Origin of the sequence: Pseudomonas frederiksbergensis (assembly GCF_003732275.1) — a bacterium.
Lineage (GTDB): Bacteria > Pseudomonadota > Gammaproteobacteria > Pseudomonadales > Pseudomonadaceae > Aquipseudomonas > Aquipseudomonas frederiksbergensis_H.
Genome location: NZ_MOBM01000038.1, coordinates 869,348 through 893,391, shown reverse-complemented (window position 1 = coordinate 893,391; position 24,044 = coordinate 869,348). Strand labels below are relative to the sequence as shown.

Genomic DNA, 24,044 nt, shown 5'->3' with positions numbered 1-24,044 from the left:
ATGAACGATCACAACAATAAAATCGAGTTGGAAACCGCCATGACCACGACCACCATGACCATGATCCAGGCCCTGCGCTCGGCCATGGATGTGATGCTTGAGCGTGACGATAACGTCGTGGTGTTCGGCCAGGACGTCGGTTATTTCGGCGGCGTGTTCCGTTGCACCGAAGGCCTGCAGAACAAATACGGCACCTCCCGGGTATTCGATGCGCCGATCTCCGAAAGCGGCATCGTCGGCGTCGCCGTGGGCATGGGCGCTTACGGTTTGCGGCCGGTGGCCGAGATCCAGTTCGCCGATTACGTCTACCCGGCGTCGGACCAGATCATTTCCGAAGCGGCACGCCTGCGTTATCGCTCGGCCGGTGAGTTCACCGCGCCGATGACCCTGCGCATGCCATGCGGCGGCGGCATCTATGGTGGCCAGACCCACAGCCAGAGCATCGAGGCGATGTTCACCCAGGTTTGCGGTTTGCGCACGGTCATGCCGTCCAACCCTTACGACGCCAAAGGCTTGCTGATCGCCTCCATCGAAAACGATGACCCGGTGATCTTCCTCGAACCAAAACGTCTGTACAACGGCCCGTTCGATGGTCACCACGACCGTCCGGTAACGCCATGGTCGAAACACCCCGCCGCGCAAGTACCGGACGGTTACTACACCGTGCCGCTGGACGTCGCCGCCATCGCTCGTCCGGGCAAAGACGTGACCATCCTGACCTACGGCACCACGGTTTATGTGTCGCAAGTGGCGGCTGAAGAAACCGGTATCGACGCCGAAGTCATCGACCTGCGCAGCCTGTGGCCGCTGGACCTGGACACCATCGTCAAGTCGGTGAAGAAAACCGGCCGTTGCGTGATTGTTCACGAAGCGACCCGCACCTGCGGTTTCGGCGCCGAACTGGTCGCCTTGGTGCAAGAGCATTGCTTCCACTACCTGGAAGCGCCGATCGAACGCGTCACCGGTTGGGACACCCCCTACCCGCATGCGCAAGAGTGGGCGTATTTCCCTGGTCCGTCCCGAGTGGGCGCGGCTTTGCATCGGGTTATGGAGGTCTGAATGGGCACGCACGTTATTAAAATGCCGGACATTGGCGAAGGCATTGCAGAAGTTGAACTGTCTCAGTGGCACGTCAAGGTTGGCGACATGGTCGTCGAGGATCAGGTGCTGGCCGATGTCATGACCGACAAGGCGATGGTCGACATTCCATCCCCGGTGCATGGCAAGGTGATTTCGCTGGGCGGACAGCCTGGCGAAGTCATGGCGGTTGGCAGCATCTTGATCAGCATTGAAGTTGAAGGCACGGGCAACGTTAAAGAGTCGGCCCAGCCAGTAGCGGTTAAAGAAGCACCCGTTGCAGCGCCGAAAGTTGAAGCCGTTGTTGAAAGCAAACCGGTTGCGGCGCCTCGCCCGGCCGCCGCGTGCCAAGGCCCGATGGTTGCTCGCGAGGCCGATGAACGCCCGCTGGCCTCCCCGGCCGTGCGCAAACATGCCCTGGACCTCGGCATTCAATTGCGTCTGGTGCGTGGCAGCGGCCCTGCCGGTCGGGTGCTGCACGAAGACCTCGAAGCCTGGCTGGCTCAGGGTCAGTCGAATGCATCGACCGCCACCGCCGCGTACGCCCAGCGCAACGACGAAGAGCAAATCCCGGTGATCGGCATGCGCCGCAAGATCGCCCAGCGCATGCAAGACGCCACCCAGCGTGCTGCCCACTTCAGCTACGTCGAAGAAATCGACGTCACTGCCGTGGAAGAACTGCGCGCACACCTGAACGAAAAACACGGCGCGACCCGCGGCAAGCTGACCTTGCTACCGTTCCTGGTCCGCGCGCTGGTTGTGGCTCTGCGCGACTTTCCGCAGATCAACGCCCGCTACGACGACGAAGCGCAAGTCATCACCCGCCTCGGCGCGGTGCATGTGGGCGTCGCCACCCAAGCCGACATCGGTTTGATGGTGCCGGTTGTGCGTCATGCCGAAACTCGCAGCCTGTGGGACAGCGCCGCGGAAATCTCCCGTTTGGCCACCGCCGCGCGCACTGGCAAGGCCAGCCGCGATGAGCTGTCCGGTTCGACCATCACCCTGACTAGCCTCGGCGCCCTGGGCGGCATCGTCAGCACCCCGGTGCTGAACCTGCCGGAAGTGGCAATCGTCGGCGTGAACAAAATCGTCGAACGGCCGATGGTCGTCAAAGGCCAGATCGTGATTCGCAAGATGATGAACCTCTCCAGCTCCTTCGATCACCGCGTGGTCGATGGCATGGACGCGGCGCAATTCATCCAGGCCGTTCGTGGCTTGCTCGAACAACCCGCCACCCTGTTTGTGGACTAATTATTAGTGGAGCAGGCATGCAAACTTTGAACACCACGCTGCTGATCATCGGCGGCGGCCCTGGCGGCTATGTGACGGCGATCCGTGCCGGTCAGCTGGGCATTTCGACCATTCTGGTGGAAGGCGAATCGTTGGGCGGCACCTGCCTGAACATCGGCTGCATTCCATCGAAGGCATTGATTCACGTCGCCGAACAGTTCCATCAGACGCAACACCACAGCCAATACTCGGCGCTGGGCATCAGCGTGTCGACACCGACCCTGGACATCGGCAAGAGCGTCGAGTGGAAGGACGGTATCGTTGATCGTCTGACCACCGGCGTCTCGGCGCTGTTGAAGAAGCACAAGGTCCAGGTCATTCAAGGCTGGGCCAAAGTGATCGATGGCAAAACCGTCGATGTCGGCGACACGCGCATTCAGTGCGAGCACCTGGTGCTGGCCACCGGTTCGAAAAGCGTGAACCTGCCAATGCTGCCGATTGGCGGGCCGATCATCTCCTCCACCGAAGCCCTGGCGCCGAAAAGCGTGCCGAAACGGCTGGTCGTGGTCGGTGGCGGTTACATCGGTCTGGAGCTGGGGATTGCCTATCGCAAACTCGGCGCCGAGGTCAGTGTGGTCGAGGCGCAGGATCGTATCCTGCCGGCCTACGATGCCGAACTGACCCATCCCGTACACGAAGCGCTTAAGCAACTCGACGTGAAGCTTTACTTGAAACACAGCGTCGAAGGCTTTGATTCACAAAGAAATACTCTACAAGTTCGTGACCCTAACGGCGACATCCTGAATCTTGCAACCGATCAGGTGCTGGTGGCCGTCGGTCGCAAACCCAACACTCAGGGCTGGAATCTCGAAGCCTTGAATCTGGAGATGAGCGGTTCGGCGATCAAGATCGACAACCGTTGCCAGACCAGCATGCGCAATGTCTACGCCATCGGCGACTTGAGCGGCGAACCGATGCTCGCCCACCGGGCCATGGCTCAGGGTGAAATGGTTGCCGAGCTGATCAGCGGTAAACACCGCGAATTCAACCCGACCGCCATCGCCGCCGTGTGCTTCACCGACCCGGAACTGGTGGTGGTCGGCAAGACACCGGACGAGGCCAAGGCTGCGGGACTGGACTGCATCGTTTCGAGTTTCCCGTTCGCCGCCAATGGCCGGGCGATGACGCTGGAGTCGAAAAGCGGCTTTGTGCGGGTCGTGGCGCGCCGTGACAATCATGTGATTGTTGGTTGGCAGGCGGTGGGTGTGGGCGTGTCGGAGTTGTCGACGGCGTTCGGTCAAAGCCTGGAAATGGGCGCCCGACTGGAAGACATCGCCGGCACCATCCACGCGCATCCGACGCTCGGTGAGGCGGTGCAGGAAGCGGCGTTGCGTGCTTTGGGGCATGCGTTGCACCTGTAAACGCGATCAACTGTGGCGAGGGAGCTTGCTCCCGCTGGGCTGCGAAGCGGCCCCTTGCTGACTTTCAGGCACACCGCGTTGTCTGGATTTACGACTGCTTCGCAGCCGAGCGGGAGCAAGCTCCCTCGCCACAGGGTTTCGAACAATGAATAATCGGCAGCAAATTTAATGAGCGAGCCGATAGTCCGGGCTGCGAAATGGGCCCGGAATGAAGTATTGTTGTCCCCATCCAGAAAAATGTCAGAAGCCTTGAACCGTTTCGGCGGTTGTTAAGTGATAGAGGGTGTCATGGGTAACGAAAGCATCAATTGGGACAAGCTGGGTTTTGACTACATCAAGACAGACAAGCGATATCTGTCGCACTGGCGTAATGGCGAGTGGGACAAAGGCACCCTGACCGAAGACAACGTGCTGCACATCAGCGAAGGCTCCACTGCCCTTCACTATGGCCAGCAGTGCTTCGAAGGCCTGAAGGCCTACCGCTGCAAGGACGGTTCGATCAACCTGTTCCGCCCGGACCAGAACGCCGCACGCATGCAACGCAGCTGCGCGCGCCTGCTGATGCCGCAGGTGTCTACCGAGCAGTTCGTCGAAGCGTGCAAGGAAGTGGTGCGCGCCAACGAGCGTTTCATCCCGCCTTACGGCACCGGCGGCGCGCTGTACCTGCGCCCGTTCGTGATCGGCGTGGGTGACAACATCGGCGTGCGTACCGCGCCCGAGTTCATCTTCTCGATCTTCTGCATCCCGGTCGGCGCCTACTTCAAGGGCGGTTTGACCCCGCACAACTTCCTCATCTCCAGCTACGACCGTGCTGCCCCACAAGGCACCGGCGCGGCCAAGGTCGGTGGCAACTACGCCGCCAGCCTGATGCCGGGCTCCCAGGCCAAGAAGGCGCATTTCGCCGACTGCATCTACCTGGACCCGCTGACGCACACCAAAATCGAAGAAGTCGGCTCGGCCAACTTCTTCGGGATCACCCACGACAACAAGTTCGTCACCCCGAATTCCCCTTCGGTGTTGCCGGGCATCACTCGTCTGTCGTTGATCGAGCTGGCCAAAACCCGTCTGGGCCTGGAAGTGATCGAAGGTGACGTGTTCATCGACAAGCTGTCCGACTTCAAGGAAGCCGGTGCTTGCGGTACTGCCGCCGTGATCACCCCGATCGGCGGTATCAGCTACAACGACAAGCTGCACGTGTTCCATAGCGAAACCGAAGTCGGCCCGGTCACCCAGAAGCTCTACAAAGAGCTGACCGGTGTACAGACCGGCGACGTCGAAGCGCCAGCGGGCTGGATCGTCAAAGTTTGATTTGACGCGACTGCCCGTTTGAACACAAAAGCCCGGCCATCACATTGAAGGCCGGGCTTTTTTTCGTCTGCGTTTCGTGGAAACGTCACTAGACTTGCCACGTGCAACAGCCATCAACAGGTGCCACTAAAACCATGGGAAAACTCTGGCGAAAGTATCTGGCCTTGCTGGACACCGATTTCACCACGCAAGTGTTCGACAACATCAAAAACCTGCTGGTGTGCGCCCTTCTGTTCGCTGCAGGCACCAACGTACTGGATCGCGAGCATCACCTGTTCATGGGGTTGCTCGCTTCGAATCTGGCGGGTTGGGGGCTGATTTTGGTGTCAGCGATGCTGATGTTGCTGAGTGTCAGTGACGGTCTGCGCCGGCTGTCCAAGTTGCCGTATCACACGGCATTTCAGATTATCTTGTTTCTGATTTACCTGATCTTGGCAGTCCGCGTGGTGGAGATTGTCTGGGTTTTCAGAGCGTAGCGGTCACAGCACGAGGTGTTTTCCAACGCTGCTCATCCTGAGCAATCCGGGCAAACAACCACTCCACAAACACCCGTGTCTGCGCCGTCACGTCCGGCGCAACACCGTAGTAATAACGCGGCAACGGCATACGCAACTCGGGCAACGGGCAGGTCAGGTCTCCGCTCAAAAGATGGGTGCCCAGCAAAGAGGTCGGGCACAAGGCTATGCCCTGTCCCTCCACGGCAGCCTGAAGCACCATGTGCATGTGATCAAACTGCCGGGTGACCTGAGTAGCTGACAGACTTTGACCAAAGTGCATCGCCCAATGGTGCCAGTCTTCACGACGTGCCTTGGCGGTCAGTAACGTGTGCCGGCTCAGCGAAGTGAGGTCTTCAAGTGGCAGGCGCTCGATCAGCGATGGCGCCGCGACCAGTAAGAGTTCGTCTTCGAACAGCGCTCGCGCCTCAATCTCCGGCGCCCAATCGTCACGACCACGGCGAATGACGATATCGAACCCGTCGCGTGCCTGATCGGGCGCCTGGGTTTGCGTGATCACCTGCGGCTTGATGTCCGGGTGCTGCGCAATGAAATCCCCCAGCCTGGGCGTCAGCCAAAGCACGGCAAAGGACGGACGGACATTGATCTTCACGGTAGGCAGCGAGGCATGTTGCTTGAGCGCAGCGGCGGCGTTGGCTATCTGCGCCAGCCCGGCGCTGACTTGCTCATAAAAGCGCTGGCCGGCCGGCGTCAGCACCGATTGCCGGATGCGCCGCTCGAACAGCAGCACGCCCAGGTATTCCTCGAGCAATTTGATGTGCCGGCTGACGGCACTGTGGCTCACATGCAACTCTTCGGCCGCCAGCCTGAAGCTCTGATGACGAGCAGCGATGGCGAAGGCGCGAACAGCATTAAGCGGCGGTAGTTGATTTTTCATGCGTCTAATTTAGTCACCTATGCGCTTTAATTAAAGCGTTTGTCACGCCCTCGTCGTCACGCCACTCTGCCAGCACGCAGCCAGCGCCACCTGACGGAGCACGACATGAACAGCTATGGACTCTTTATACTTTTCGCCACCCTGACCATTTTGAGCCCGGGGCCTGGCGTGGTCCTGACCCTGTCCAACGCAGTGCGTCACGGCTGGACGGGCGCAGTGCCGGGCATTCTGGGGATCGCGTCGGGGGCGTTCGTTGTCGCCGCCATCAGTGCCACCAGTGTGGGTCTGATACTCAGCACCTCCGCAAACGCCTTTACCGCGTTGAAATACGCAGGGGCCGCCTATTTGTTGTACCTGGGTTACAAAAGCTGGCGCTCGGATCGTTTCAGTACGCTGCTTGAAACGCGCCCCTCAAGCCCTGGCTATCGCTTCCTTGAAGCGGCTTCGATGCAGCTTTTGAACCCCAAGGCGGTGTTTTTCTTTCTGGCGGTGTTTCCGCAATTCATCGATACCTCGGCGCACTTCTACACCCAGTTCATCAAACTGGTCGCTTCCTACGGCGTATTGGTGATTCTGGTGCATGGCAGCTATGCCTTGCTCGCCAATGCCGCCAAAGGCTGGTTGTCGAGCCCGAAGGGTTCCTGGCTGGCGGCGAAAGTCTCGGGCGTGACCTTCGCCGGCTTTGGCGTGCTCATGGCCTCGTCGAGTCGCTAAGCCACAGGACTGGCAATCGCGCGGCGCCTGCTCTCAGTGGCCGCGGGTTGTGCTGTTGTCGCCTGAACCGGCAGCTCAACGGCGAACCGGCTACTGAGTTCCTTGCGCCCCACCGCCGTCAACGCCAGCGCCCGGCTGTCCAGATCCTGCGTCACCCATTTGCGTTTGATCGCCGTTTGCAGCAATGCCGCGCCCAAGGCGCCGCCCAAATGCGGCCGACGCATGCTCCAGTCCAGACACGGGCAGGCGAAGCGGCGGCGCAAGGTGCCGAGGTCTTTGACGTCGATCCCCAACCCTTCGAACAACGCTTCACCGCTGTCGCTCAGTCGATAAGCCTGCTCATCGGTTTCCAGCAACCACCCCGCTTCGATCATCCGGTCATGCAGCAACACCGCCAACGTACCGGCCATGTGGTCGTAGCAAGTGCGGGCGAATTGCAGGCGGTCGGGGGTGCGCGGATTGAACGTCGGCGCCGCGTTCTGGCCGATTACCATCAGCGCTTCCAGGGCCTGGGCCACGCGCTTGTCCGCGAGGCTGTAATAGCGGTGACGGCCCTGAATGTGCAAACGCACCAGCGCCAGCTCCTTGAGCTTGGCCAGATGAGCACTTGCGGTCGAGGCGCTGACTTCGGCAACCGCCGCCAGTTCGGTGCTGGTGCGGGCGTGGCCGTCCATCAGCGAACAGAGGATTTTCGTCCGGGCCGGTTCGGCAATCGCTGCCGCCACTTGAGAGACGCCAATGTCGTGTTGTTCTACGTTCATATTTCGCTCCTGGACGAATCAAGGCCCTTTCGGACTGGAGATAGTAGCAACACTTTTCAACCACCGATAAGGCTGCGACCCATGGACCCGATCATCGCTGCGACTCACGCCGATCCCTACCCTTACTACGCGCAATTGCGCACCGAGGGCGGACTGGCTTTTCATCAAGGACTGAAACTGTGGGTGGCCAGCAGCGCGCGATCCGTCGCGGCCGTGCTGGCGCATCCGGATTGTCATGTGCGGCCTCCCCATGAACCGGTGCCCAAGGGCATTGCTCAAGGCATGGCCGGCAAGGTGTTCGGTCAGTTGATGCGGATGAACGAGGGCGCACGGCAGCGTTGCCCGAGGGCGGCGATTGAGCCGGGGCTGGCGTTGATTGACGTGAACGAGGTCAATGCGTTGGTCGGCGCTCGGTTGATTACCCCGGGCGCCGACGGGTTGTACGCGGCGATGTTTCGCGGGCCGGTCTGCGTAGTGGCGGCGTTGCTGGGGTTTTCTCCAGCTCAGGGCCGGGCCATCAGCGAGCTGACCGCCGACTTCGTCGCCTGCCTGTCGCCCCTCAGCGACCAAGCGCAGCTGGACACCGCCCATGTCGCGGCGGAACAACTGAAGGGTTATTTCATCGGGCTTCTGGACGACCCGAGCAACCGAAGTGCCCTGCTCGCCGGTATCCGGCAGCGCTTCGCGGCAACATCGACCGATTCTGAAATCTTGATCGCCAATTTGATCGGCCTTTTCTCCCAGACCCATGAAGCCACTGCCGGGCTGATCGGTAATGCGCTATTAGCGTTAATCCGAAACCCACAGCTGGATTCGGCTCAAGTTGATGACTTGATCGCTGAAGTCCAGCGCTTCGACCCATCGGTGCAAAACACCCGCCGTTTCGTCGCCGAGCCGTGTGAAATCGACGGCATAAACCTGAACCCCGGCGACGTTATTCTGGTGCTGCTGGCCTCAGCCAATCGCGATCCGCAGCTTAATGAGGATCCCGATGCGTTTTTGCCCGATCGCCCGAACCGTCGCAGTTTCACTTTCGGCGCGGGGCGTCATCAATGTCCGGGGCAGGTGTTAGCCATGAGCATTGCCAGCGCCACGCTGACTGAGATCCTGGCGATGAAACCTGCTTTGGACCGTTTGGCCTGGCACTATCGCCCTTCCCTGAATGGGCGGATTCCTTTGTTCACCGACCTGCCGAATACCTGACAGACCGCGTCATCGTTCTTCGCGAGCAAGCCCGCTCCCACACTTGATCGTCGATGTTCACAACATTTGTGATCGACACAAATCCCCTGTGGGAGCGGGCTTGCTCGCGAAGGCGGCCTGACAAACAACGCATTACTTTTGACTTGCGCAATAGGCTACATCGCGGGTGAACTGACCGTGAACCAGCCACAGAATGGAGTTACAAAGTGAGCCTCCTCTACCAAGATCCAACAATGAGCCACGAGGAAGCGACGAGACTTCTAGCGAGCGACTTAGAAACCAACGTTGCCGCCGCATTGATTTCTATCGGGCTGAATGAGCAAGACAGGGTTTGGGCTCAGAACACCTGCCTGAAGTATCTCGAGGGTGAATCCGAATCGGTTGCAGCAGCTGCCATCACCGCGCTCGGTCACATAGCCCGCAGACAGGGTGGTCTGGACTTGGGTGCTGTACGCCCGGCTCTTGAAAAGGTGAAGGAAAGATTCCCCTCACTGGAAGGGACTGTGGCGGACACCCTTGATGATATTGAGGCATACACCTGACTTACCGTTTAGCAAAAGGACACTTGGGATCGCCAAGATCGCAGCCTTCGGCAGCTCCTACGCCGACCGGGTACACCCATGGAATCGAAGCCGTACACAAATCCGTAGGAGCTGCCGCAGGCTGCGATCTTTTGGGGCCGCCAACACTAAACGGACAGTCATCAAGACAAGCCCCTCTCGCCACAAAAAAGCCAAAAACCCGCCATCTCTGTAAGAAGAAATGGCGGGGTTTGTCGTTTCAACTCACACAGCCATCAATCATCACGCGTCAGCACTTCCAGCAATTCAATCTCGAAAATCAGATTCGAATTCGGTGTAATCGCGCCCATCGTTCGCTCGCCATAAGCCAGATGCGCCGGCACCAGCAGCTTGCGTTTACCGCCAACCTGCATGCCCATGATCCCTTGATCCCAGCCCTTGATCCCAGCCCTTGATCACCCGCCCCGTGCCAATCACGCACTGAAACGGTTTACCCCGACTGTAGGAAGAATCGAATTCAGTGCCATCTTCCAGCCAACCCCGATATTGGGTGGTGATCAGCGCGCCTTTGACAGCCGCTTTGCCGTCGCCCACTTCAAGGTCGATTACCTGCAATTCATCATTCATTACATTCACTCTAGTGTGCGCTTGCCCGAACAAGCTTCATGGGCGCCGTTTTCCCAGAAATACAGGCTGTTGGCAACCGTTTCGGCCTGTCTCCGGCAGTGGCCGTGATCTAAGATACCCACCACCTCGATGCTTACGCATGCATTGATCCGCTCAACGCATCAATGCATGCCAACTATGCAATTAACATATCGATGGCCCTGCTCCACTATCCGCCCTAATAAGAACCGTGCACCGCGTCCAGGCAGTGCACGTCATAAAAGCGGTGGAGTACACGTCAATGACAGCATCAATCCATTCCGGTCGCTCCCGGGCCAGTTCGATTTTCCGGGTGACCTCGGGCAACTTCCTCGAACAATTCGATTTCTTCCTTTTCGGCTTTTATGCCACGCAGATCGCTGCCGTGTTTTTCCCCGCCAGCAGCGAGTTCGCGTCCCTGATGATGACCTTCGCGGTGTTTGGCGCAGGCTTCCTGATGCGCCCGTTGGGCGCCGTGGTGCTGGGCGCTTACATCGATGATGTGGGGCGACGCAAGGGGTTGATCGTCACCCTGTCGATCATGGCCAGCGGTACGATTCTGATTGTGCTGGTGCCCGGTTACGACACCATCGGGCTGTTCGCTCCGGCCATCGTGCTGATCGGCCGATTGCTGCAAGGCTTCTCGGCCGGTGCGGAAATGGGCGGTGTATCGGTGTACCTCGCGGAGATCGCCACTCCCGGCAACAAAGGCTTCTTCACCAGTTGGCAATCAGCGAGCCAGCAGGTGGCGATCATCATCGCGGCGGCTTTGGGCTATGGTCTGAACCAATGGATGGCGCCGACGATGATTGCCGATTGGGGCTGGCGGATTCCGTTTTTCGTCGGCTGCATGATCGTGCCATTCATCTTCTTCCTGCGCCGTAACCTGGAAGAAACCGAAGAGTTTGCCGCTCGTAAACATCGGCCTGGCATGGCCGAGGTGTTCCGCACCCTGGCGCAGAACTGGGTCATCGTGTTCGCCGGAATGATGATGGTCGCCCTGACCACTACCGCGTTCTATCTGATCACCGTGTACGCGCCGACCTTCGGCAAAACCGTGCTGCACCTGAGTACCTCCGATGCGCTGTTGGTGACCTTGCTGGTGGGGGTTTCGAACTTTTTCTGGCTGCCGATTGGCGGCGCACTGTCGGATCGCATCGGTCGTCGCCCGGTACTGATCGCCATGGCGTTGCTGACGTTGGCCACCGCCTACCCTGCGCTGACCTATCTGGTGCAAGCACCGAGTTTCATCAACATGCTGTTGGTGCTGCTGTGGCTGTCGTTCATTTATGGCTTGTACAACGGCGCGATGATCGCCGCGCTCACGGAAATCATGCCGGTCGAGGTTCGGGTTGCAGGTTTCTCTTTGGCTTATAGCCTGGCGACGGCGGTGTTTGGCGGTTTCACACCGGCGATATCGACCTTCCTGATCCAGTACACCGGCGACAAGGCTGCACCCGGGTACTGGATGAGTTTCGCCGCACTCTGTGCCTTGTGCGCAACGCTGTTTCTCTATCGCCGTGCCTCTGGCCGCCTGCAACCGGCCGTGTCGTAAACCCCGACCTCTAACTGCGAGAGCCATTCGATGAAAAAATTTTTCAACTTCACCGCCCTGGCCCTGGTGATCAGCCTCGGTTTGAGTGCAGTCGCCCAGGCCGAAGAAATCCGTGTGATGACTTCCGGTGGTTTCACCGCAGCCTACAAGATCCTCGGCCCGAAATTTGTCGAGTCTACCGGCAACACCCTGGACACCGCCCTCGGCCCATCCATGGGAAAAGCCCCGGAAGCCATTCCCAATCGTCTGGCCCGTGGTGAACAAGCCGACGTGGTCATCATGGTCGGTTATGCCCTCGACGACCTGATCAAGCAAGGCAAAATCGATCCCGCTTCACGGGTCGAACTGGCGGATTCGCGAATTGGTCTGGCAGTGCGTGAAGGTGCGCCGAAGCCGGATATCAGCTCGGAGGATGGATTGAAAAAAGCCTTGCTCGATGCCAAATCAGTCGCCTATTCCGACAGTGCCAGCGGTGTGTACATCGAACAGCAACTGTTCAAGCGCCTGGGCATCGAAAACCAGCTCAAACCCAAGTCAAAAATGATCTCGAAAATCCCGGTGGGCTCGGTTGTTGCCACCGGTGACTATCAACTGGGCTTCCAGCAGGTCAGCGAATTGCTGCCGGTGCCGGGAGTGAGCTTTGTGGCGAAAATTCCAGAATCGGTGCAATCGGTCACCCGTTTCGCCGCCGGCATTCCGGTCAATGCGCAACACCCGACCGAGGCCAAGGCGCTGCTTGAATACCTGGCCTCCACCGCAGCTCAGCCGGATGTAAAAGCAACGGGGCTGGACTCGGTCAGCCACTGACCGAGGGTTGCTGGACTTTCATTTCCACCACCAGGCGCTCCAACGCCAATGCCGCCGGGGTTAACGTACGACCCCGGCGCTTGATCAAACCAACACTGCGCATCACCTGCGGATCGGTCAGCGGTACCCGCGTCAGAATCGGATGGTCCGCAGCCGGCATCGCCATCAACGGCACCGCTGCCACGCCCAACCCGGCTTCTACCAGACCGATCATGGTCGTCACATGACGGGTTTCGCAGATGCTCGGCCGCTTGGGCACCACGCCAGCCAGCGCTTGATCCAGCAGAAATCGATTGCCCGAAGTCTTGTCCAGCGAGATGTAATCCTGCTGATAAAACTCATCCCACGTCACGCTGCTGCGTCCCGCCAGGGGATGATCTCGTCTGCACGCCACCACGTAACCTTCCTGCACCAACTGCTCGAACTCGACTTCGACCTCCAGAACCCCCATGAAACTCAGACCGAAATCCGCTTCACCGTTGACGACGGCGCTCAATACCTCGTGGGCACTGGAATCGAGCACCTTGACCTTGATCCGCGGAAATTGCCGGTGGTAGTGGGCGATCACACGCGGCATGAAGTAGTACGCCGCAGACGGTACACACGCGACGGTCACGTGGCCGAGCCGGCTCGAAGCGACTTCACTGATGCCTAAAAGCGCAACGTCCAGGTCATCCAGCAAGCGCTCAACGCTGGGCAAGAAACCGCGTCCGGCCTGAGTCAGACTGACCCGTCGAGTGGTGCGCTCGAACAATTTCACGCCCAGAGCGTCTTCGAGCTTTTCGATCCGCCGGCTAAGGGCCGGTTGGGAAATACGCACCGTGTCCGCGGCCTTTCGAAAGCTGCCCTGCTCCACCACGGCGCGGAAGGCTTGCAGATCGTTAAGGTCGAAGTTGATGGTCATGGTGCGCACTCGGGAACGAAACGGATTGATCAGCTTATCCTATTAATGTAACTAATTGATGCCAAATGTAACGACATCTTTGTCGCCTGCTCGCGATGTGTGTCGGCGCATAACGTTTTCGTTCATGGCTGACGCATCCAGTGTCAGCCTTTATCCTATGCGCCCCCGTCGCACCGAGTTAATGGAGTTTCGCCATGCCCCACGAAGGCAATCTGTTGCAAGCCGCTGTCGTCTTTTTATTCGCGGCGGTGCTCACCGTCCCTTTGGCCAAGCGCCTGCAACTGGGGGCGGTCCTGGGTTATCTGTTTGCCGGGGTGATCATCGGGCCGTCGGTGCTTGGCTTGATCGGTAATCCGCAAAGCGTCAGCCATATCTCCGAACTCGGGGTGGTGTTGTTGCTGTTCATCATCGGCCTTGAGCTGTCGCCGCGACGCTTGTGGGTGATGCGCAAATCGGTGTTTGGCGTGGGCCTGGCGCAGGTGCTGCTGACCGGGTCGGTGATTGGTGTGCTGGCGTTGTTCGTGTTCGGCCAATCCCTGAACAGCGCCATCGTGTTGGGCCTTGGCCTGGCGTTGTCGTCTACTGCATTTGGTTTGCAAAGCCTGGCCGAGCGCAAGGAACTGACCAGCCCCCATGGGCGGTTGGCGTTCGCGATTTTGCTGTTCCAGGACATCGCCGCGATCCCGCTGATCGCGATGGTGCCACTGCTGGCCGGCGGTGATCACACCAGCAGCGCCGCCGATGATCTGAACCATGGTTTGCGGGTGCTGGGCAGTATCGCGGTGGTGGTGATTGGCGGGCGGTATTTGCTGCGACCGGTTTTTCGCGTGGTGGCCAAGACCGGCTTGCCGGAGGTGTCCACCGCCACTGCGTTGCTGGTGGTGATTGGTACGGCGTGGCTGATGGACCTGGTCGGTGTGTCCATGGCACTTGGCGCGTTCCTCGCCGGTTTGCTGCTGGCGGATTCCGAATATCGCCACGAACTGGAAGCGCAGATCGAGCCGTTCAAGGGCCTGCTGCTGGGGCTGTTTTTCATCAGCGTCGGCATGGGCGCCAATCTGAGTTTGTTGCTCAGTGCGCCGATTGTGGTGCTGGGGCTGACGGTGCTGCTGATCGCGATCAAGCTGCCGTTGCTGTTTGTGGTCGGTCGATTGGCCGGGGGCCTGGGCAAGGTCAATGCGATTCGCTTGGGCATCGTGCTGGCGGCCGGTGGTGAGTTTGCCTTTGTGGTGTTCAAGATCGGCCGGGATCAGGGCTTGTTCGAGCCGCGCCTGTACGACTTGCTGGTGCTGACCATCACCCTGTCGATGGCGCTGACACCGCTGTTGTTGCTGGCCTGCGCACGACTGGTCAAACCCAAGGTTCAACCGGTGGAGGTGCCGGAGAAATTCCGCGAAATCGACACCGACACACCTCGCGTAGTCATCGCCGGCATGGGCCGTATGGGGCAGATCGTGGCGCGGATTCTGCGGGCGCAGAACATCAAGTTCGTCGCCCTCGACACGTCGGTGGAAACCATTGAACTGTCCCGCAGCTTCGGCGGCGTGCCGGTGTTCTACGGTGATCCGATGCGCCCGGAAATCCTCAGCGCGGCCAAGGTCGAGCAAGCGGAGTTTTTCGTGATCGCCACCGATGATCCGGACACCAACATCAAGACGGCCGAGGTGGTACACAAGCTTTATCCGCACATCAAAATCATCGCCCGCGCCCGTAACCGTCAGCATGTACACCGGTTGGTGGATGTCGGGGCTCAGGCGGTACGGGAAACCTATTACTCCAGCCTGGAAATGACCCGGCGGACCCTGGTTGGACTAGGGTTGACCCAGGCCCAGGCGGATGCGCGGATCAAGCGCTTTACCCATCACGATGAACAGGTGCTGGAAGCCCAGCATGCGGTGTACGACGATGCGGCCAAGGTGATGCAGACCGCGCAGGAAGCACGGGCGGAACTGGCAAAACTGTTTGAGTCGGATCAGTTGGAGGAGGAAGCGGGTAAGGCTTGAGGTGAATCTGATGTCCCCATCGCGAGCAGGCTCGCTCCCACAGGGGATCTATGTCAGCCGAAAATCTTGTGGCTGACTCGATCACTGTGGGAGCGAGCCTGCTCGCGATGAACGATGACGCGGTGCATGGGATAAATAACAACGACCAAGGAACCCACAATGGCTGACCAGACCTCCCCCGCCCTGAAGGAAATCTTCAACGCCGAACGCCTCGCGCACATCGCCACGGAGATGACTGCGGTCTACCCCGGCTTCGATGCCAAAGCTTTCCTGAAACTGGCCAAAACCGGTCTGGCGAAATTGTCAGTCATGCAACGCATGGCCCGCGTCAGTGAATGTCTGCACGCGGTGTTGCCACTCGATTTTGAAGAATCCCTGGACGTCCTGCGCGCCCTCGCCCCGCGCCTCAACAGCGCCTTCGTCAGTATGTTTTTGCCGCACTACGTCGCGACCTACGGCGCTCACACGTTCGATCTGTCGATGAATTCGCTCAAATATTTCACTTCCTTCGGCTCCTCGGAGTTTGCCATCCGGCATTTTTTGCGCAGTGATATCGAACGCTCGTTGGCGCTGATGCACGACTGGTCGCTGGATGAAAACGAACACGTCCGGCGCCTGGCGAGCGAAGGCAGCCGACCGCGCCTGCCATGGTCGTTCCGCCTGGAACAGGTCCAGGCCGACCCGACACTGGCGGTTGCGATCCTCGACAACCTCAAGGCCGACGACAGCCTCTACGTGCGCAAATCCGTGGCCAACCACCTCAACGACATCACCAAGGATCATCCCGAGTGGGTGCTGGCGCTGATCGAGGGTTGGTCGCTGGACAACAAGCATACGGCGTGGATCGCCATACACGCTCTGCGCAGTTTGATCAAACAAGGTAACAAGCGGGCGCTGGCAATCATTGGCGCGGGTGGCAAGCCCGAAGTTGAAATCATTGACGTGAAGGTTGAGCCGGCGGTGATTCGACTGGGGGAGAAAATCACTTTGTCTTTCAGAGTGAAGTCCACGGTCCCGGACAGTCAGCGATTGGTGATCGATTACGCTATCGATTATGTCAAAGCCAACGGCAGCACCTCGGCAAAGGTGTTCAAACTTAAAGCCCTCACGCTGTCCGACAATGCCAGCGAAGCCATTAGCCGCAGTCAGCACATCAAGGAACTGACCACCCGCAGGCACTATGCCGGCCAGCACGCGGTGCACATTCTGGTAAATGGCGAACGCTTGGCCAGCACCCAATTCCGAATTATCGCTGACGCTCATTGATGCCCACACCAGAGCCGCCCGGCAGCATGCGCGTGAGCGTGTTGTCGCGGACCCAGTAGTGATGGAACAACCCCGCCGCTGCATGCATACCAATCAACCAATAGCCAGTGCTACCGAGCAATTCGTGCCAATGCTTGAGTTGCTTGGCCAGATCGGGATCAACCGCAATCGGCGCCGGCAGGAAAAAGCCGAAATACGGCATCGGCTTGCCCCCGGCGGCCAGCATCAACCAGGCCAATAGCGGCGTAGCGATCATCAGCCCATAAAGCGCCAGGTGCATGAGGTGCGAGACGCCCGTCTGCCAGGTGGGTGGGGCCGGGGTAATCGGTGGTCGGGGCGTGAGGCGCCCGAGCAAGCGAACCCAGACCAGCACAAAAATGCTCAACCCGAATATGCCGTGCAGCCCCAGAAACAGGCCCTTCAAGGCATGCCCACGGGGCAACAATCCTTTGATCTCGATGCAACCGTAAACGCCGACGAACAGCGCCAGCATCAGCCAGTGCAAGGTGATCGAGAGTTTTCCATACCGGTGTACTGCTGAATCTCGGGTCATACAGGGCCTCGTGAAGATCGGTGGCGGCTGCCGACTCATTTCGTACAGCCTGGATCCGGTTTCGTCGAACCGACCGGCGCCACCCTGCCCGCCCAGTCTTAAGGCAATCTGAAGGCCACCTTCAGACTCCGTTAAGAATTGCCTTTGATACTCCTCCCAAACTTACTCAGGGAGGCGTTCTTGCCCATGCCCGATTTCGACTGGAACATCCCTCTGCCCCTGCACTTCGGCCAAGCCGAAACCCCGCAGATGAGTCTGGCCAGAGCCTTGCCGGACGATCCCCAGCGTCCGGTCTTCGAAGCTTTTATCCAGCAGCGTTTTCGAAAGACCCACGGCGCCGACATCCGCCAATTCATGCCACAGCTGTTCGGCATGAGCGATGCGTCAGGCACGCTGTGTGCGGTGGCCGGCGTACGACTGGCCAGTGCCGAACCGCTGTTTCTGGAGCGTTACCTGGACGAGGCGATCGATCCGCTGATCAGCGACGCTGCCGGTCAACCCGTGGACCGGGCCGGTATTGTCGAGGTCGGGAACCTCGCTGCCAGCGATACCGGCAGTGCGCGCCTGAGCATCATCGCCATCACCTACCTGTTGGCCATGGGCGGGCTGGAATGGGTGGCGTTCACCGGCAACATCGGGCTGGTGAACAGTTTTCATCGCCTGGGCTTGAAGCCGGTGACGCTCTGCGCCGCCGACCCTGCGCGACTGGGCGACGACCGTCACCTCTGGGGCAGTTATTACGAGAGTCAGCCATGGGTGCATGTCGGCAACATCCGCGCCGGTTTCATCCATTTACGCAACATCGGTCTGTTCAATCGCCTGGGGTTGCCGACGTCCCTTGAGGAGTCCAGCCATGTCGCCTGAAATGGAGCGGTTCAAACAGACCCTGCGCAATCACGCCGAACGCAAGACCAACGCCATCGCCTTGTGGGGCGATCAGTTGAAACTGGACTACGCCACGCTGTACGCCGAGGTCATGTACCGCCAACAGCGTCTGCGCGATGAGCACGTCAAAGTGGTCGCGCTGGCCCTGGACAACGGCGCCGAGGCGATACTATGGGACCTGGCCGTACTGTTCGAAGGCCTGACCTGCCTGACGTTGCCGCCCTTCTTCAGCCCGGCACAACGCAGTCATTGCCTGGAACAGAGCCAGGCCGAACGGGTGATTGCCGAACCGGAACTGGAGGCCGAACTGCAGGCGGCCGGCTACGAGAAGACCGGCGAATTCTGGCGTCGCACCTTCAGCGATCCGAACCGGATACCCGAACGCACCGCCAAACTGACCTTCACCTCAGGCACCACCGGCACGCCCAAAGGCGTGTGCCTGAGCGCCGAGAGCCTTTTGCGGGTGGCCCGTGAACTGGATCAGGCAAGCAAGCCCACCGATCCACGGCATCACCTGGCGCTGCTGCCCCTGGCGATTCTGCTGGAAAACCTCGGCTGTTATGCCGCGCTGTATGCCGGCGCGACCTTGAGCGTACCCAGCCAGAAAACCCTGGGCATTCAAGGCGCCAGCGGTGTCGATGTGCCGCGGCTTTTGGGTTGCCTGGCCATCCGCGCACCCGAGAGCTTGATCCTGGTGCCGCAGTTGCTGCTGATGCTGGTCAGCGCCGCCGAGCAAAAAGCGTTCAACCCTCAGTCGTTGCGCTTTGCCGCCGTGGGCGGTGCGCGGGTTTCCGAAGAATTATTGCATCGCGCTCAGCGCATCGGCATTCCGGTTTACGAGGGTTACGGGTTGTCGGAATGCTCGTCGGTGGTCTGCCTCAATCGCCCGGGCGCGCGCCGCCCCGGCAGCGTCGGCCGGCCCCTGCCCCATGTTGAGATTCGCCTGGCCGATGATGGTGAAGTGCTGGTCAAGGGCTCGACCCTGCTCGGCTATCTGGGGCAAGCGCCCTTCAGCGATGAATGGTGGCCGACCGGCGATCTCGGCGAGTTCGATCCGGAAGGTTTTCTCTACCTCAACGGGCGCAAGAAGCATCAGTTCGTCACCAGTTTCGGTCGCAACGTCAATCCGGAATGGGTCGAGGCCGAACTCACTCAGCGTCGCCACATCGCTCAGGCGTTCGTCTACGGCGAAGCGATGCCAACCAACCACGCTCTACTCTGGCCCCATCGGCCGGACTGCACCGATGAAGAACTGGCCGCTGCGGTGGCCCAGGCCAACGAGGCCCTGCCCGATTACGCCCAGGTTCATCACTGGACCCGTCTCGATCAACCGTTCACCGCCGCCAACGGCTTGCTGACCGCCAATGGCCGACCACGCCGCGACGCCATCGTCGAGCGTTACCGGGCGCAGCTCACTGACTCCGTTTTTTCCGAGGAATCCGCATCATGAGTTTTTTCGACACCCTGCAAGAAGCCACCCAGCAGGAACGCCACGAGTTGTTCAACCTGCCGATCATCCGCGATGCCCTCGAGGGCAAAGTCAGCCTGGAGAGCTACCGCGCCTTCCTCGCCCAGGCCTACTACCACGTGCGCCATACCGTGCCGTTGATGATGGCGTGCGGCGCACGGCTGCCGCAGCGGCTGGAATGGCTGCGCAAAGCAGTGTGCGAGTACATCGAGGACGAATACGGCCACGAACAATGGGTACTCGACGACATCGAGGCCTGTGGTGGCGACAGAGAGGCGGTGTGTGACGGTCGTCCATCGCTGCCAATCGAGTTGATGGTCAGCTTCCTTTACGACCTGATTGCACGGGACAACCCGGTGGGCCTGTTCGGCATGGTCAACGTGCTGGAAGGCACCAGCATTGCCCTGGCCACCCACGCGGCCGGCAGCATCCGCGAACGCCTGGCGCTGCCGGAAACCGCCTTCAGCTACCTGAGCTCCCACGGCTCGCTGGATATCGAACACATGCAAACTTACCGCCGGCTGATGAACACACTCGAAGACCCGGCGGATCAAGCCGCGGTGATTCATGCCTCGAAGGTCGTTTACAAACTCTATACCGACATGTTCCGCGGCCTGCCCCGCGATGGGGAGAACCTGCATGCAGCTGCATGAAGCCCGTGTGGTTTTGACCGGAGCCAGCGGCGGTATCGGCCTGGCCATTGCCAGTGCCCTGTGTGCCAGTGGCGCGCGGGTGTTGGCCGTGTCCCGGCACCGGGAGTCGCTGGAGCCCTTGCTCGAACACTACCCGCTGCACCTGTGTTGGGTCGGCGCTGACCTGACCGTCCCCGGCGACCGACACAAAGTGCTGGCTGCGGCCGAAGCCATCGGTGGCATCAACCTGCTGGTCAATGCCGCCGGGGTCAATCACTTCGCCATGCTCGAACAGCTCGATGACAGCGAGATCAATGCGATGCTGGCGGTGAACATCAGTGCGCCGATCTGCCTGACCAAGCTGTTGCTGCCGCTGCTCAAACAAGCCGAGAGCGCCATGGTGGTGAACGTCGGCTCAACCTACGGCTCCATCGGTTACCCCGGTTACGCCAGCTATTGCGCCACCAAATTTGCTTTGCGCGGTTTCTCCGAAGCCCTGCGCCGGGAACTGGCCGACACTCGCATCAGCGTGCTCTACGTCGCCCCCCGGGCGACCCACACCAGCATGAACAGCCCGGCGGCCCAGGCGTTGAACGACGCGCTCAAAGCCAACGTCGACGACCCGCAGACCGTTGCCTCGGCGGTCATCCATGCGATTGCCGGTGACCGGCGCGACTTGTACCTGGGCTGGCCGGAACGCTTTTTCGTCCGCCTGAACAGTCTGTTGCCGCACTTGGTGGACCGTGGCTTGCGCAAACAATTGCCGCTGATCCGTCGCCTCAGTCAGAAGCCCGATAACGAGAGCCTCAAACCATGAAAAAAATCGTCACGTGCCTGCTGTTCGGGGTGTTGAGCCAAAGTGTCTGGGCGCTGGACGCCGCCGATCAGCAGCGCCTCAATGGCATTCAGCAAAGCTGGGCGCACATTCAATACGAATTGCCCGCCGAACAGCGCACCGCGGCCTTCGAAAAACTCGCGACCCAGGCCTCGGCGTTCACCCAGGAACGTCAATCCCTGGCTGAAGCGTGGATCTGGTCCGGCATTGTCACCAGCAGTTGGGCCGGAGCCCAGGGTGGCCTCGGCGCCCTGAGCAAAGCCAAGGCCGCCAAAGTCGATCTGGAAAAAGCCCTGGCCATTGATCCCAAGGCCCTGCAAGGCTCGGCCTACACCAGCCTTGCGGCGTTGTATGATCGCGTGCCCGGCTGGCCCATCGGTTTCGGCGATGCCGACAAGGCCGAACAACTGTTGAAGCAGGCCTTGCAGTTGAACCCGGCCGGCATCGACAGTCTGTACTTCTGGGGCGATCACCTTTACCGTCAAAAGCGCTATGGTGAAGCCAAGGACGCACTGCAAAAAGCCCTGCAAGCGGCACCGCGTCCTGGCCGGGAAAGCGCCGATGCCGGGCGCCGCAAAGAGATCGAGGCATTACTGGTGGACGTGAACAAGAAACTCAGCTGACAGGAGTCCGCGTGCGTTTATTACTGATCGAGGATGACGTGGCTCTCGGCGAGGGCATTCATCAGGCCCTGGGCCGTGAGGGTTACACCGTCGACTGGCTGCAAGACGGCAGCAGTGCCTTGCATTCGCTGCTCAGCGAGACGTTTGACCTGGCCGTGCTCGACCTCGGCCTGCCGCGCCTGGATGGCCTGGAAGTGTTGCGCCGCCTGCGCGAAAGCGGCTCTAACCTGCCGGTACTGATCCTCACCGCCCGGGACGCCACCGAAGACCGCATCGCCGGCCTGGATGCGGGGGCCGATGATTACCTGATCAAGCCCTTCGACCTGGCCGAACTCAAGGCTCGCCTGCGGGCCTTGTTGCGACGCAGCGCCGGTCGCGCCCAAGTGCTGATCGAACACGCCGGCATCAGCCTGAACCCCGGCACCCAGCAAGTCAGCTATCAAGGCGAGCCGGTGGCGCTGACGCCCAAGGAATATCAACTGCTCCACGAATTGCTTTCGCCGCCGGGCCGGGTCATGACCCGCGATCACCTGATGCAACTGCTTTACGGCTGGAACGAAGAAGCCGAAAGCAACACCCTGGAAGTGCATATCCATCACCTGCGCAAGAAGTTCTCCACCGACCTAATCCGCACCATTCGCGGTGTCGGGTACCTGGTGGAGGAGCGTCGATGACTTCCATCCGGCGTCGCACCCTGACGCTGATCATCGGCCTGTTACTGACTGGCCTGGCGATCATCAGCGTGCTCAACCTGCACGACAGCAATCACGAGATTGCCGAAGTCTACGACGCCCAACTGGCCCAGAACGCCCGGTTGCTGCAGGGTGTGATGCGCATGCCGTTGGCCAGCAATGAACACGCCGAACTGTACCAGGCATTCAACATGGCTTTGAGTGAAGCGGTGCCGAGAGTTGATGGTCATCCCTATGAAAGCAAAATTGCCTTTCAGGTGTGGAATCGCAAGGGCGAAGTACTGGTGCATACCGCCAGTGCGCCCTCCTTCACGGCGCCGCCGACGAAATCCGGTTTCAGCGATGTGGTGGATCTGCACAACCGCCATTGGCGGGTGTTCATGCTCGAAGACAAACAGAATGACCTGCGCATCTGGGTCGGTGAACGGGACGACGTGCGTGCGGACCTGGTAGACCGGATCGTGCGTCATACCCTGTGGCCCAATGTGCTGGGCAGCCTGATACTGGCGGCCATGGTCTGGCTGGCCATTGGCTGGGGGCTCAAACCCCTGGCCAATATGGCGGAAACGTTGCGGGCACGGCACAGTGGTTCTCTGGAGCCGTTGCAACTGACTCCATTGCCCAGCGAACTGGAACCGATGCAGGCAGCGCTCAACCGCATGCTCGCGCAAATTCAAGAGGTGCTTGGCCGCGAGCGGCGCTTCATCGCCGACGCCGCCCACGAATTACGCACGCCGCTGGCCGTGCTGCGGGTGCATGCGCAAAACCTGCAGGAAGCCGGCACGGAACAGGAACGTCGTGAATCCCTGGCGTTTCTGATTGCTGGGGTCGACCGCACCAGCCGCCTGGTCAATCAGTTGCTGACCATGGCCCGTCTCGAGCCCAAAGCCGTGGCGCCGGTGCTGCACAGCATCGACCTGAGCGAAACCGTGCGCGCCAGCCTGGCCCAACTCACACCCTGGTTACTGAGCCGGAACCTGGAACTGGCCTTCGACGTCGATGACCAGCCGTTCAAAGTCCTCGCCGACGCCGCCGCCATCGACATCGCCCTGAACAATCTGGTCACCAACGCCGCGAATTTTTCGCCAGAGCATGGCGTCATCACCGTGCAATTGAGCCAGGAGGAAGGGTTCTACAACTTGAGCGTCCAGGACCAGGGGCCGGGCATCGACGAAGCGGAACGTACGCGGTTGTTCGAACGTTTTTACAGCCGCGGAAATACCGGGGGCGCGGGGTTGGGGTTGACCATCGTCAGCACCATTGCGACGCGGCTGGGTGGGCGGATTACGCTGGTCAATCCACCCGAAGGCGGGCTGCGGGCGACCCTGTCGATTCCCGATGGCCAGAAGCACAACTCTGTGCGACGGACCACCCGCGAGCTGCCGCCCAATGGCTGAATGACCACAGCCCCGCTCCTACAGGCGAATGGTGCATGCGGCACATCCTGTTCGTGGCCGCTGAACAATCTGTGGCGAGGGAGCTTGCTCCCGCTAGGCCGCGAAGCGGTCCCAAAAAAGGAGCCACTGCACAACCCTGCGTCAGTCACTCA

General features: G+C 60.2%; 23 protein-coding genes and 1 pseudogene. 19 read left to right on the top strand and 5 right to left on the bottom strand.

The genetic code is table 11. The annotated features are described in order from the left end of the window. The 5 genes from BK662_RS23545 to BK662_RS23525 all read left to right on the top strand — a co-directional run bounded on the left by BK662_RS23545 (window position 1) and on the right by BK662_RS23525 (window position 5,512). Window positions 1-1,059, top strand: a complete 1,059-nt coding sequence (locus BK662_RS23545; RefSeq protein ID WP_007895121.1) for an alpha-ketoacid dehydrogenase subunit beta — start codon at window positions 1-3, stop codon at window positions 1,057-1,059. After that, the gene (locus tag BK662_RS23540) at window positions 1,060-2,328 is read left to right on the top strand and encodes a dihydrolipoamide acetyltransferase family protein (RefSeq protein ID WP_123359764.1); all 1,269 of its coding nucleotides are present in this window, start codon (window positions 1,060-1,062) and stop codon (window positions 2,326-2,328) included. Between the two features lie 17 nt (window positions 2,329-2,345). Further along, complete coding sequence (gene lpdA / locus BK662_RS23535; RefSeq protein ID WP_123359765.1) at window positions 2,346-3,728, top strand: dihydrolipoyl dehydrogenase; 1,383 nt, start codon at window positions 2,346-2,348, stop codon at window positions 3,726-3,728. A 288-nt stretch (window positions 3,729-4,016) separates the two neighbouring features. Beyond that, on the top strand, window positions 4,017-5,036 hold the full coding sequence (locus BK662_RS23530) for a branched-chain amino acid aminotransferase (protein ID WP_123359766.1): 1,020 nt from the start codon (window positions 4,017-4,019) through the stop codon (window positions 5,034-5,036). Window positions 5,037-5,170: 134 nt separating this feature from the next. Then, window positions 5,171-5,512 (top strand): hypothetical protein, encoded by a 342-nt coding sequence (locus tag BK662_RS23525; protein WP_123359767.1) that lies wholly within the window; start codon window positions 5,171-5,173, stop codon window positions 5,510-5,512. Here BK662_RS23525 and BK662_RS23520 read toward each other — a convergent pair. Then, window positions 5,502-6,428 (bottom strand): LysR substrate-binding domain-containing protein, encoded by a 927-nt coding sequence (locus tag BK662_RS23520; RefSeq protein ID WP_123359768.1) that lies wholly within the window; start codon window positions 6,426-6,428, stop codon window positions 5,502-5,504. The two genes, BK662_RS23525 and BK662_RS23520, sit on opposite strands and share 11 nt — an antisense overlap. Before the next feature lie 105 nt (window positions 6,429-6,533). On the opposite strand from BK662_RS23520, the gene BK662_RS23515 reads away from it, so the two are divergent. Then, window positions 6,534-7,142, top strand: coding sequence for a LysE family translocator (locus tag BK662_RS23515; protein WP_123359769.1), 609 nt, complete (start codon window positions 6,534-6,536; stop codon window positions 7,140-7,142). Here the strand turns inward: BK662_RS23515 and BK662_RS23510 are convergent. Further along, on the bottom strand, window positions 7,139-7,903 hold the full coding sequence (locus BK662_RS23510; RefSeq protein ID WP_123359770.1) for an ArsR/SmtB family transcription factor: 765 nt from the start codon (window positions 7,901-7,903) through the stop codon (window positions 7,139-7,141). The two genes, BK662_RS23515 and BK662_RS23510, sit on opposite strands and share 4 nt — an antisense overlap. An 81-nt stretch (window positions 7,904-7,984) precedes the next feature. Between BK662_RS23510 and BK662_RS23505 the strand changes: the two genes are divergently transcribed. Together BK662_RS23505 and BK662_RS23500 are read left to right on the top strand one after the other, a co-directional pair. Next, complete coding sequence (locus BK662_RS23505; protein WP_123359771.1) at window positions 7,985-9,106, top strand: cytochrome P450; 1,122 nt, start codon at window positions 7,985-7,987, stop codon at window positions 9,104-9,106. A gap of 206 nt (window positions 9,107-9,312) precedes the next feature. Further along, window positions 9,313-9,648, top strand: coding sequence for a hypothetical protein (locus BK662_RS23500; RefSeq protein WP_259695950.1), 336 nt, complete (start codon window positions 9,313-9,315; stop codon window positions 9,646-9,648). Between the two features lie 254 nt (window positions 9,649-9,902). On the opposite strand, the pseudogene BK662_RS23495 reads toward BK662_RS23500, so the two are convergent. Further along, window positions 9,903-10,254, bottom strand: a pseudogene (locus BK662_RS23495) (FKBP-type peptidyl-prolyl cis-trans isomerase). A gap of 280 nt (window positions 10,255-10,534) precedes the next feature. On the opposite strand from BK662_RS23495, the gene BK662_RS23490 reads away from it, so the two are divergent. Together BK662_RS23490 and BK662_RS23485 are read left to right on the top strand one after the other, a co-directional pair. Next, entirely contained in the window at window positions 10,535-11,827 is a 1,293-nt protein-coding gene (locus tag BK662_RS23490) for an MFS transporter (RefSeq protein ID WP_123359772.1), read from the top strand. Between the two features lie 30 nt (window positions 11,828-11,857). Beyond that, entirely contained in the window at window positions 11,858-12,634 is a 777-nt protein-coding gene (locus BK662_RS23485) for a substrate-binding domain-containing protein (RefSeq protein WP_123359773.1), read from the top strand. Here the strand turns inward: BK662_RS23485 and BK662_RS23480 are convergent. Further along, a complete protein-coding gene (locus tag BK662_RS23480) occupies window positions 12,624-13,538 on the bottom strand; it encodes a LysR family transcriptional regulator (RefSeq protein WP_123359774.1) in 915 nt (304 codons plus the stop codon). The two genes, BK662_RS23485 and BK662_RS23480, sit on opposite strands and share 11 nt — an antisense overlap. A 194-nt stretch (window positions 13,539-13,732) precedes the next feature. On the opposite strand from BK662_RS23480, the gene BK662_RS23475 reads away from it, so the two are divergent. Both BK662_RS23475 and BK662_RS23470 read left to right on the top strand, forming a co-directional pair. Then, on the top strand, window positions 13,733-15,541 hold the full coding sequence (locus tag BK662_RS23475) for a monovalent cation:proton antiporter-2 (CPA2) family protein (protein ID WP_123359775.1): 1,809 nt from the start codon (window positions 13,733-13,735) through the stop codon (window positions 15,539-15,541). Between the two features lie 159 nt (window positions 15,542-15,700). Further along, a complete protein-coding gene (locus tag BK662_RS23470) occupies window positions 15,701-16,807 on the top strand; it encodes a DNA alkylation repair protein (RefSeq protein WP_123359776.1) in 1,107 nt (368 codons plus the stop codon). On the opposite strand, the gene BK662_RS23465 is transcribed toward BK662_RS23470, so the two are convergent. Beyond that, a complete protein-coding gene (locus tag BK662_RS23465; protein WP_123359777.1) occupies window positions 16,788-17,360 on the bottom strand; it encodes a cytochrome b in 573 nt (190 codons plus the stop codon). The genes BK662_RS23470 and BK662_RS23465 overlap by 20 nt on opposite strands. A 186-nt stretch (window positions 17,361-17,546) precedes the next feature. Between BK662_RS23465 and BK662_RS23460 the strand changes: the two genes are divergently transcribed. From BK662_RS23460 to BK662_RS23430, 7 genes are read left to right on the top strand one after another with little or no spacing between them, the layout of a single operon-like run. Then, entirely contained in the window at window positions 17,547-18,224 is a 678-nt protein-coding gene (locus BK662_RS23460; RefSeq protein WP_123359778.1) for a thermostable hemolysin, read from the top strand. Further along, window positions 18,214-19,695, top strand: coding sequence for an AMP-binding protein (locus tag BK662_RS23455; protein ID WP_123359779.1), 1,482 nt, complete (start codon window positions 18,214-18,216; stop codon window positions 19,693-19,695). The genes BK662_RS23460 and BK662_RS23455 overlap by 11 nt, the downstream gene beginning before the upstream one ends. Continuing rightward, window positions 19,692-20,366: an iron-containing redox enzyme family protein gene (locus BK662_RS23450; protein WP_123359780.1), complete on the top strand. Its 675-nt coding sequence runs from the start codon at window positions 19,692-19,694 to the stop codon at window positions 20,364-20,366. Before BK662_RS23455 ends, BK662_RS23450 begins: the two co-directional genes overlap by 4 nt. Then, window positions 20,353-21,162, top strand: a complete 810-nt coding sequence (locus tag BK662_RS23445; protein WP_123359781.1) for an SDR family oxidoreductase — start codon at window positions 20,353-20,355, stop codon at window positions 21,160-21,162. Before BK662_RS23450 ends, BK662_RS23445 begins: the two co-directional genes overlap by 14 nt. Continuing rightward, on the top strand, window positions 21,159-21,803 hold the full coding sequence (locus BK662_RS23440) for a tetratricopeptide repeat protein (protein WP_123359782.1): 645 nt from the start codon (window positions 21,159-21,161) through the stop codon (window positions 21,801-21,803). Before BK662_RS23445 ends, BK662_RS23440 begins: the two co-directional genes overlap by 4 nt. 11 nt (window positions 21,804-21,814) lie before the next feature. Beyond that, window positions 21,815-22,477: a response regulator gene (locus BK662_RS23435; protein WP_123359783.1), complete on the top strand. Its 663-nt coding sequence runs from the start codon at window positions 21,815-21,817 to the stop codon at window positions 22,475-22,477. Beyond that, window positions 22,474-23,892, top strand: a complete 1,419-nt coding sequence (locus tag BK662_RS23430) for an ATP-binding protein (protein WP_123359784.1) — start codon at window positions 22,474-22,476, stop codon at window positions 23,890-23,892. Before BK662_RS23435 ends, BK662_RS23430 begins: the two co-directional genes overlap by 4 nt. The last annotated feature ends 152 nt before the right edge of the window (window positions 23,893-24,044 follow it).

Coding starts and splice junctions, on each gene's coding strand:
- BK662_RS23505 (WP_123359771.1), top strand. CDS start 7,985: ATGGACCCGATCATCGCTGCGACTCACGCCGATCCCTACCCTTACTAC.
- BK662_RS23540 (WP_123359764.1), top strand. CDS start 1,060: ATGGGCACGCACGTTATTAAAATGCCGGACATTGGCGAAGGCATTGCA.
- BK662_RS23545 (WP_007895121.1), top strand. CDS start 1: ATGAACGATCACAACAATAAAATCGAGTTGGAAACCGCCATGACCACG.
- BK662_RS23430 (WP_123359784.1), top strand. CDS start 22,474: ATGACTTCCATCCGGCGTCGCACCCTGACGCTGATCATCGGCCTGTTA.
- BK662_RS23490 (WP_123359772.1), top strand. CDS start 10,535: ATGACAGCATCAATCCATTCCGGTCGCTCCCGGGCCAGTTCGATTTTC.
- BK662_RS23530 (WP_123359766.1), top strand. CDS start 4,017: ATGGGTAACGAAAGCATCAATTGGGACAAGCTGGGTTTTGACTACATC.
- BK662_RS23450 (WP_123359780.1), top strand. CDS start 19,692: ATGAGTTTTTTCGACACCCTGCAAGAAGCCACCCAGCAGGAACGCCAC.
- BK662_RS23465 (WP_123359777.1), bottom strand. CDS start 17,360: ATGACCCGAGATTCAGCAGTACACCGGTATGGAAAACTCTCGATCACC.
- BK662_RS23525 (WP_123359767.1), top strand. CDS start 5,171: ATGGGAAAACTCTGGCGAAAGTATCTGGCCTTGCTGGACACCGATTTC.
- BK662_RS23475 (WP_123359775.1), top strand. CDS start 13,733: ATGCCCCACGAAGGCAATCTGTTGCAAGCCGCTGTCGTCTTTTTATTC.
- BK662_RS23520 (WP_123359768.1), bottom strand. CDS start 6,428: ATGAAAAATCAACTACCGCCGCTTAATGCTGTTCGCGCCTTCGCCATC.
- lpdA (WP_123359765.1), top strand. CDS start 2,346: ATGCAAACTTTGAACACCACGCTGCTGATCATCGGCGGCGGCCCTGGC.
- BK662_RS23510 (WP_123359770.1), bottom strand. CDS start 7,903: ATGAACGTAGAACAACACGACATTGGCGTCTCTCAAGTGGCGGCAGCG.
- BK662_RS23460 (WP_123359778.1), top strand. CDS start 17,547: ATGCCCGATTTCGACTGGAACATCCCTCTGCCCCTGCACTTCGGCCAA.
- BK662_RS23515 (WP_123359769.1), top strand. CDS start 6,534: ATGAACAGCTATGGACTCTTTATACTTTTCGCCACCCTGACCATTTTG.
- BK662_RS23445 (WP_123359781.1), top strand. CDS start 20,353: ATGCAGCTGCATGAAGCCCGTGTGGTTTTGACCGGAGCCAGCGGCGGT.
- BK662_RS23470 (WP_123359776.1), top strand. CDS start 15,701: ATGGCTGACCAGACCTCCCCCGCCCTGAAGGAAATCTTCAACGCCGAA.
- BK662_RS23485 (WP_123359773.1), top strand. CDS start 11,858: ATGAAAAAATTTTTCAACTTCACCGCCCTGGCCCTGGTGATCAGCCTC.
- BK662_RS23440 (WP_123359782.1), top strand. CDS start 21,159: ATGAAAAAAATCGTCACGTGCCTGCTGTTCGGGGTGTTGAGCCAAAGT.
- BK662_RS23455 (WP_123359779.1), top strand. CDS start 18,214: ATGTCGCCTGAAATGGAGCGGTTCAAACAGACCCTGCGCAATCACGCC.
- BK662_RS23480 (WP_123359774.1), bottom strand. CDS start 13,538: ATGACCATCAACTTCGACCTTAACGATCTGCAAGCCTTCCGCGCCGTG.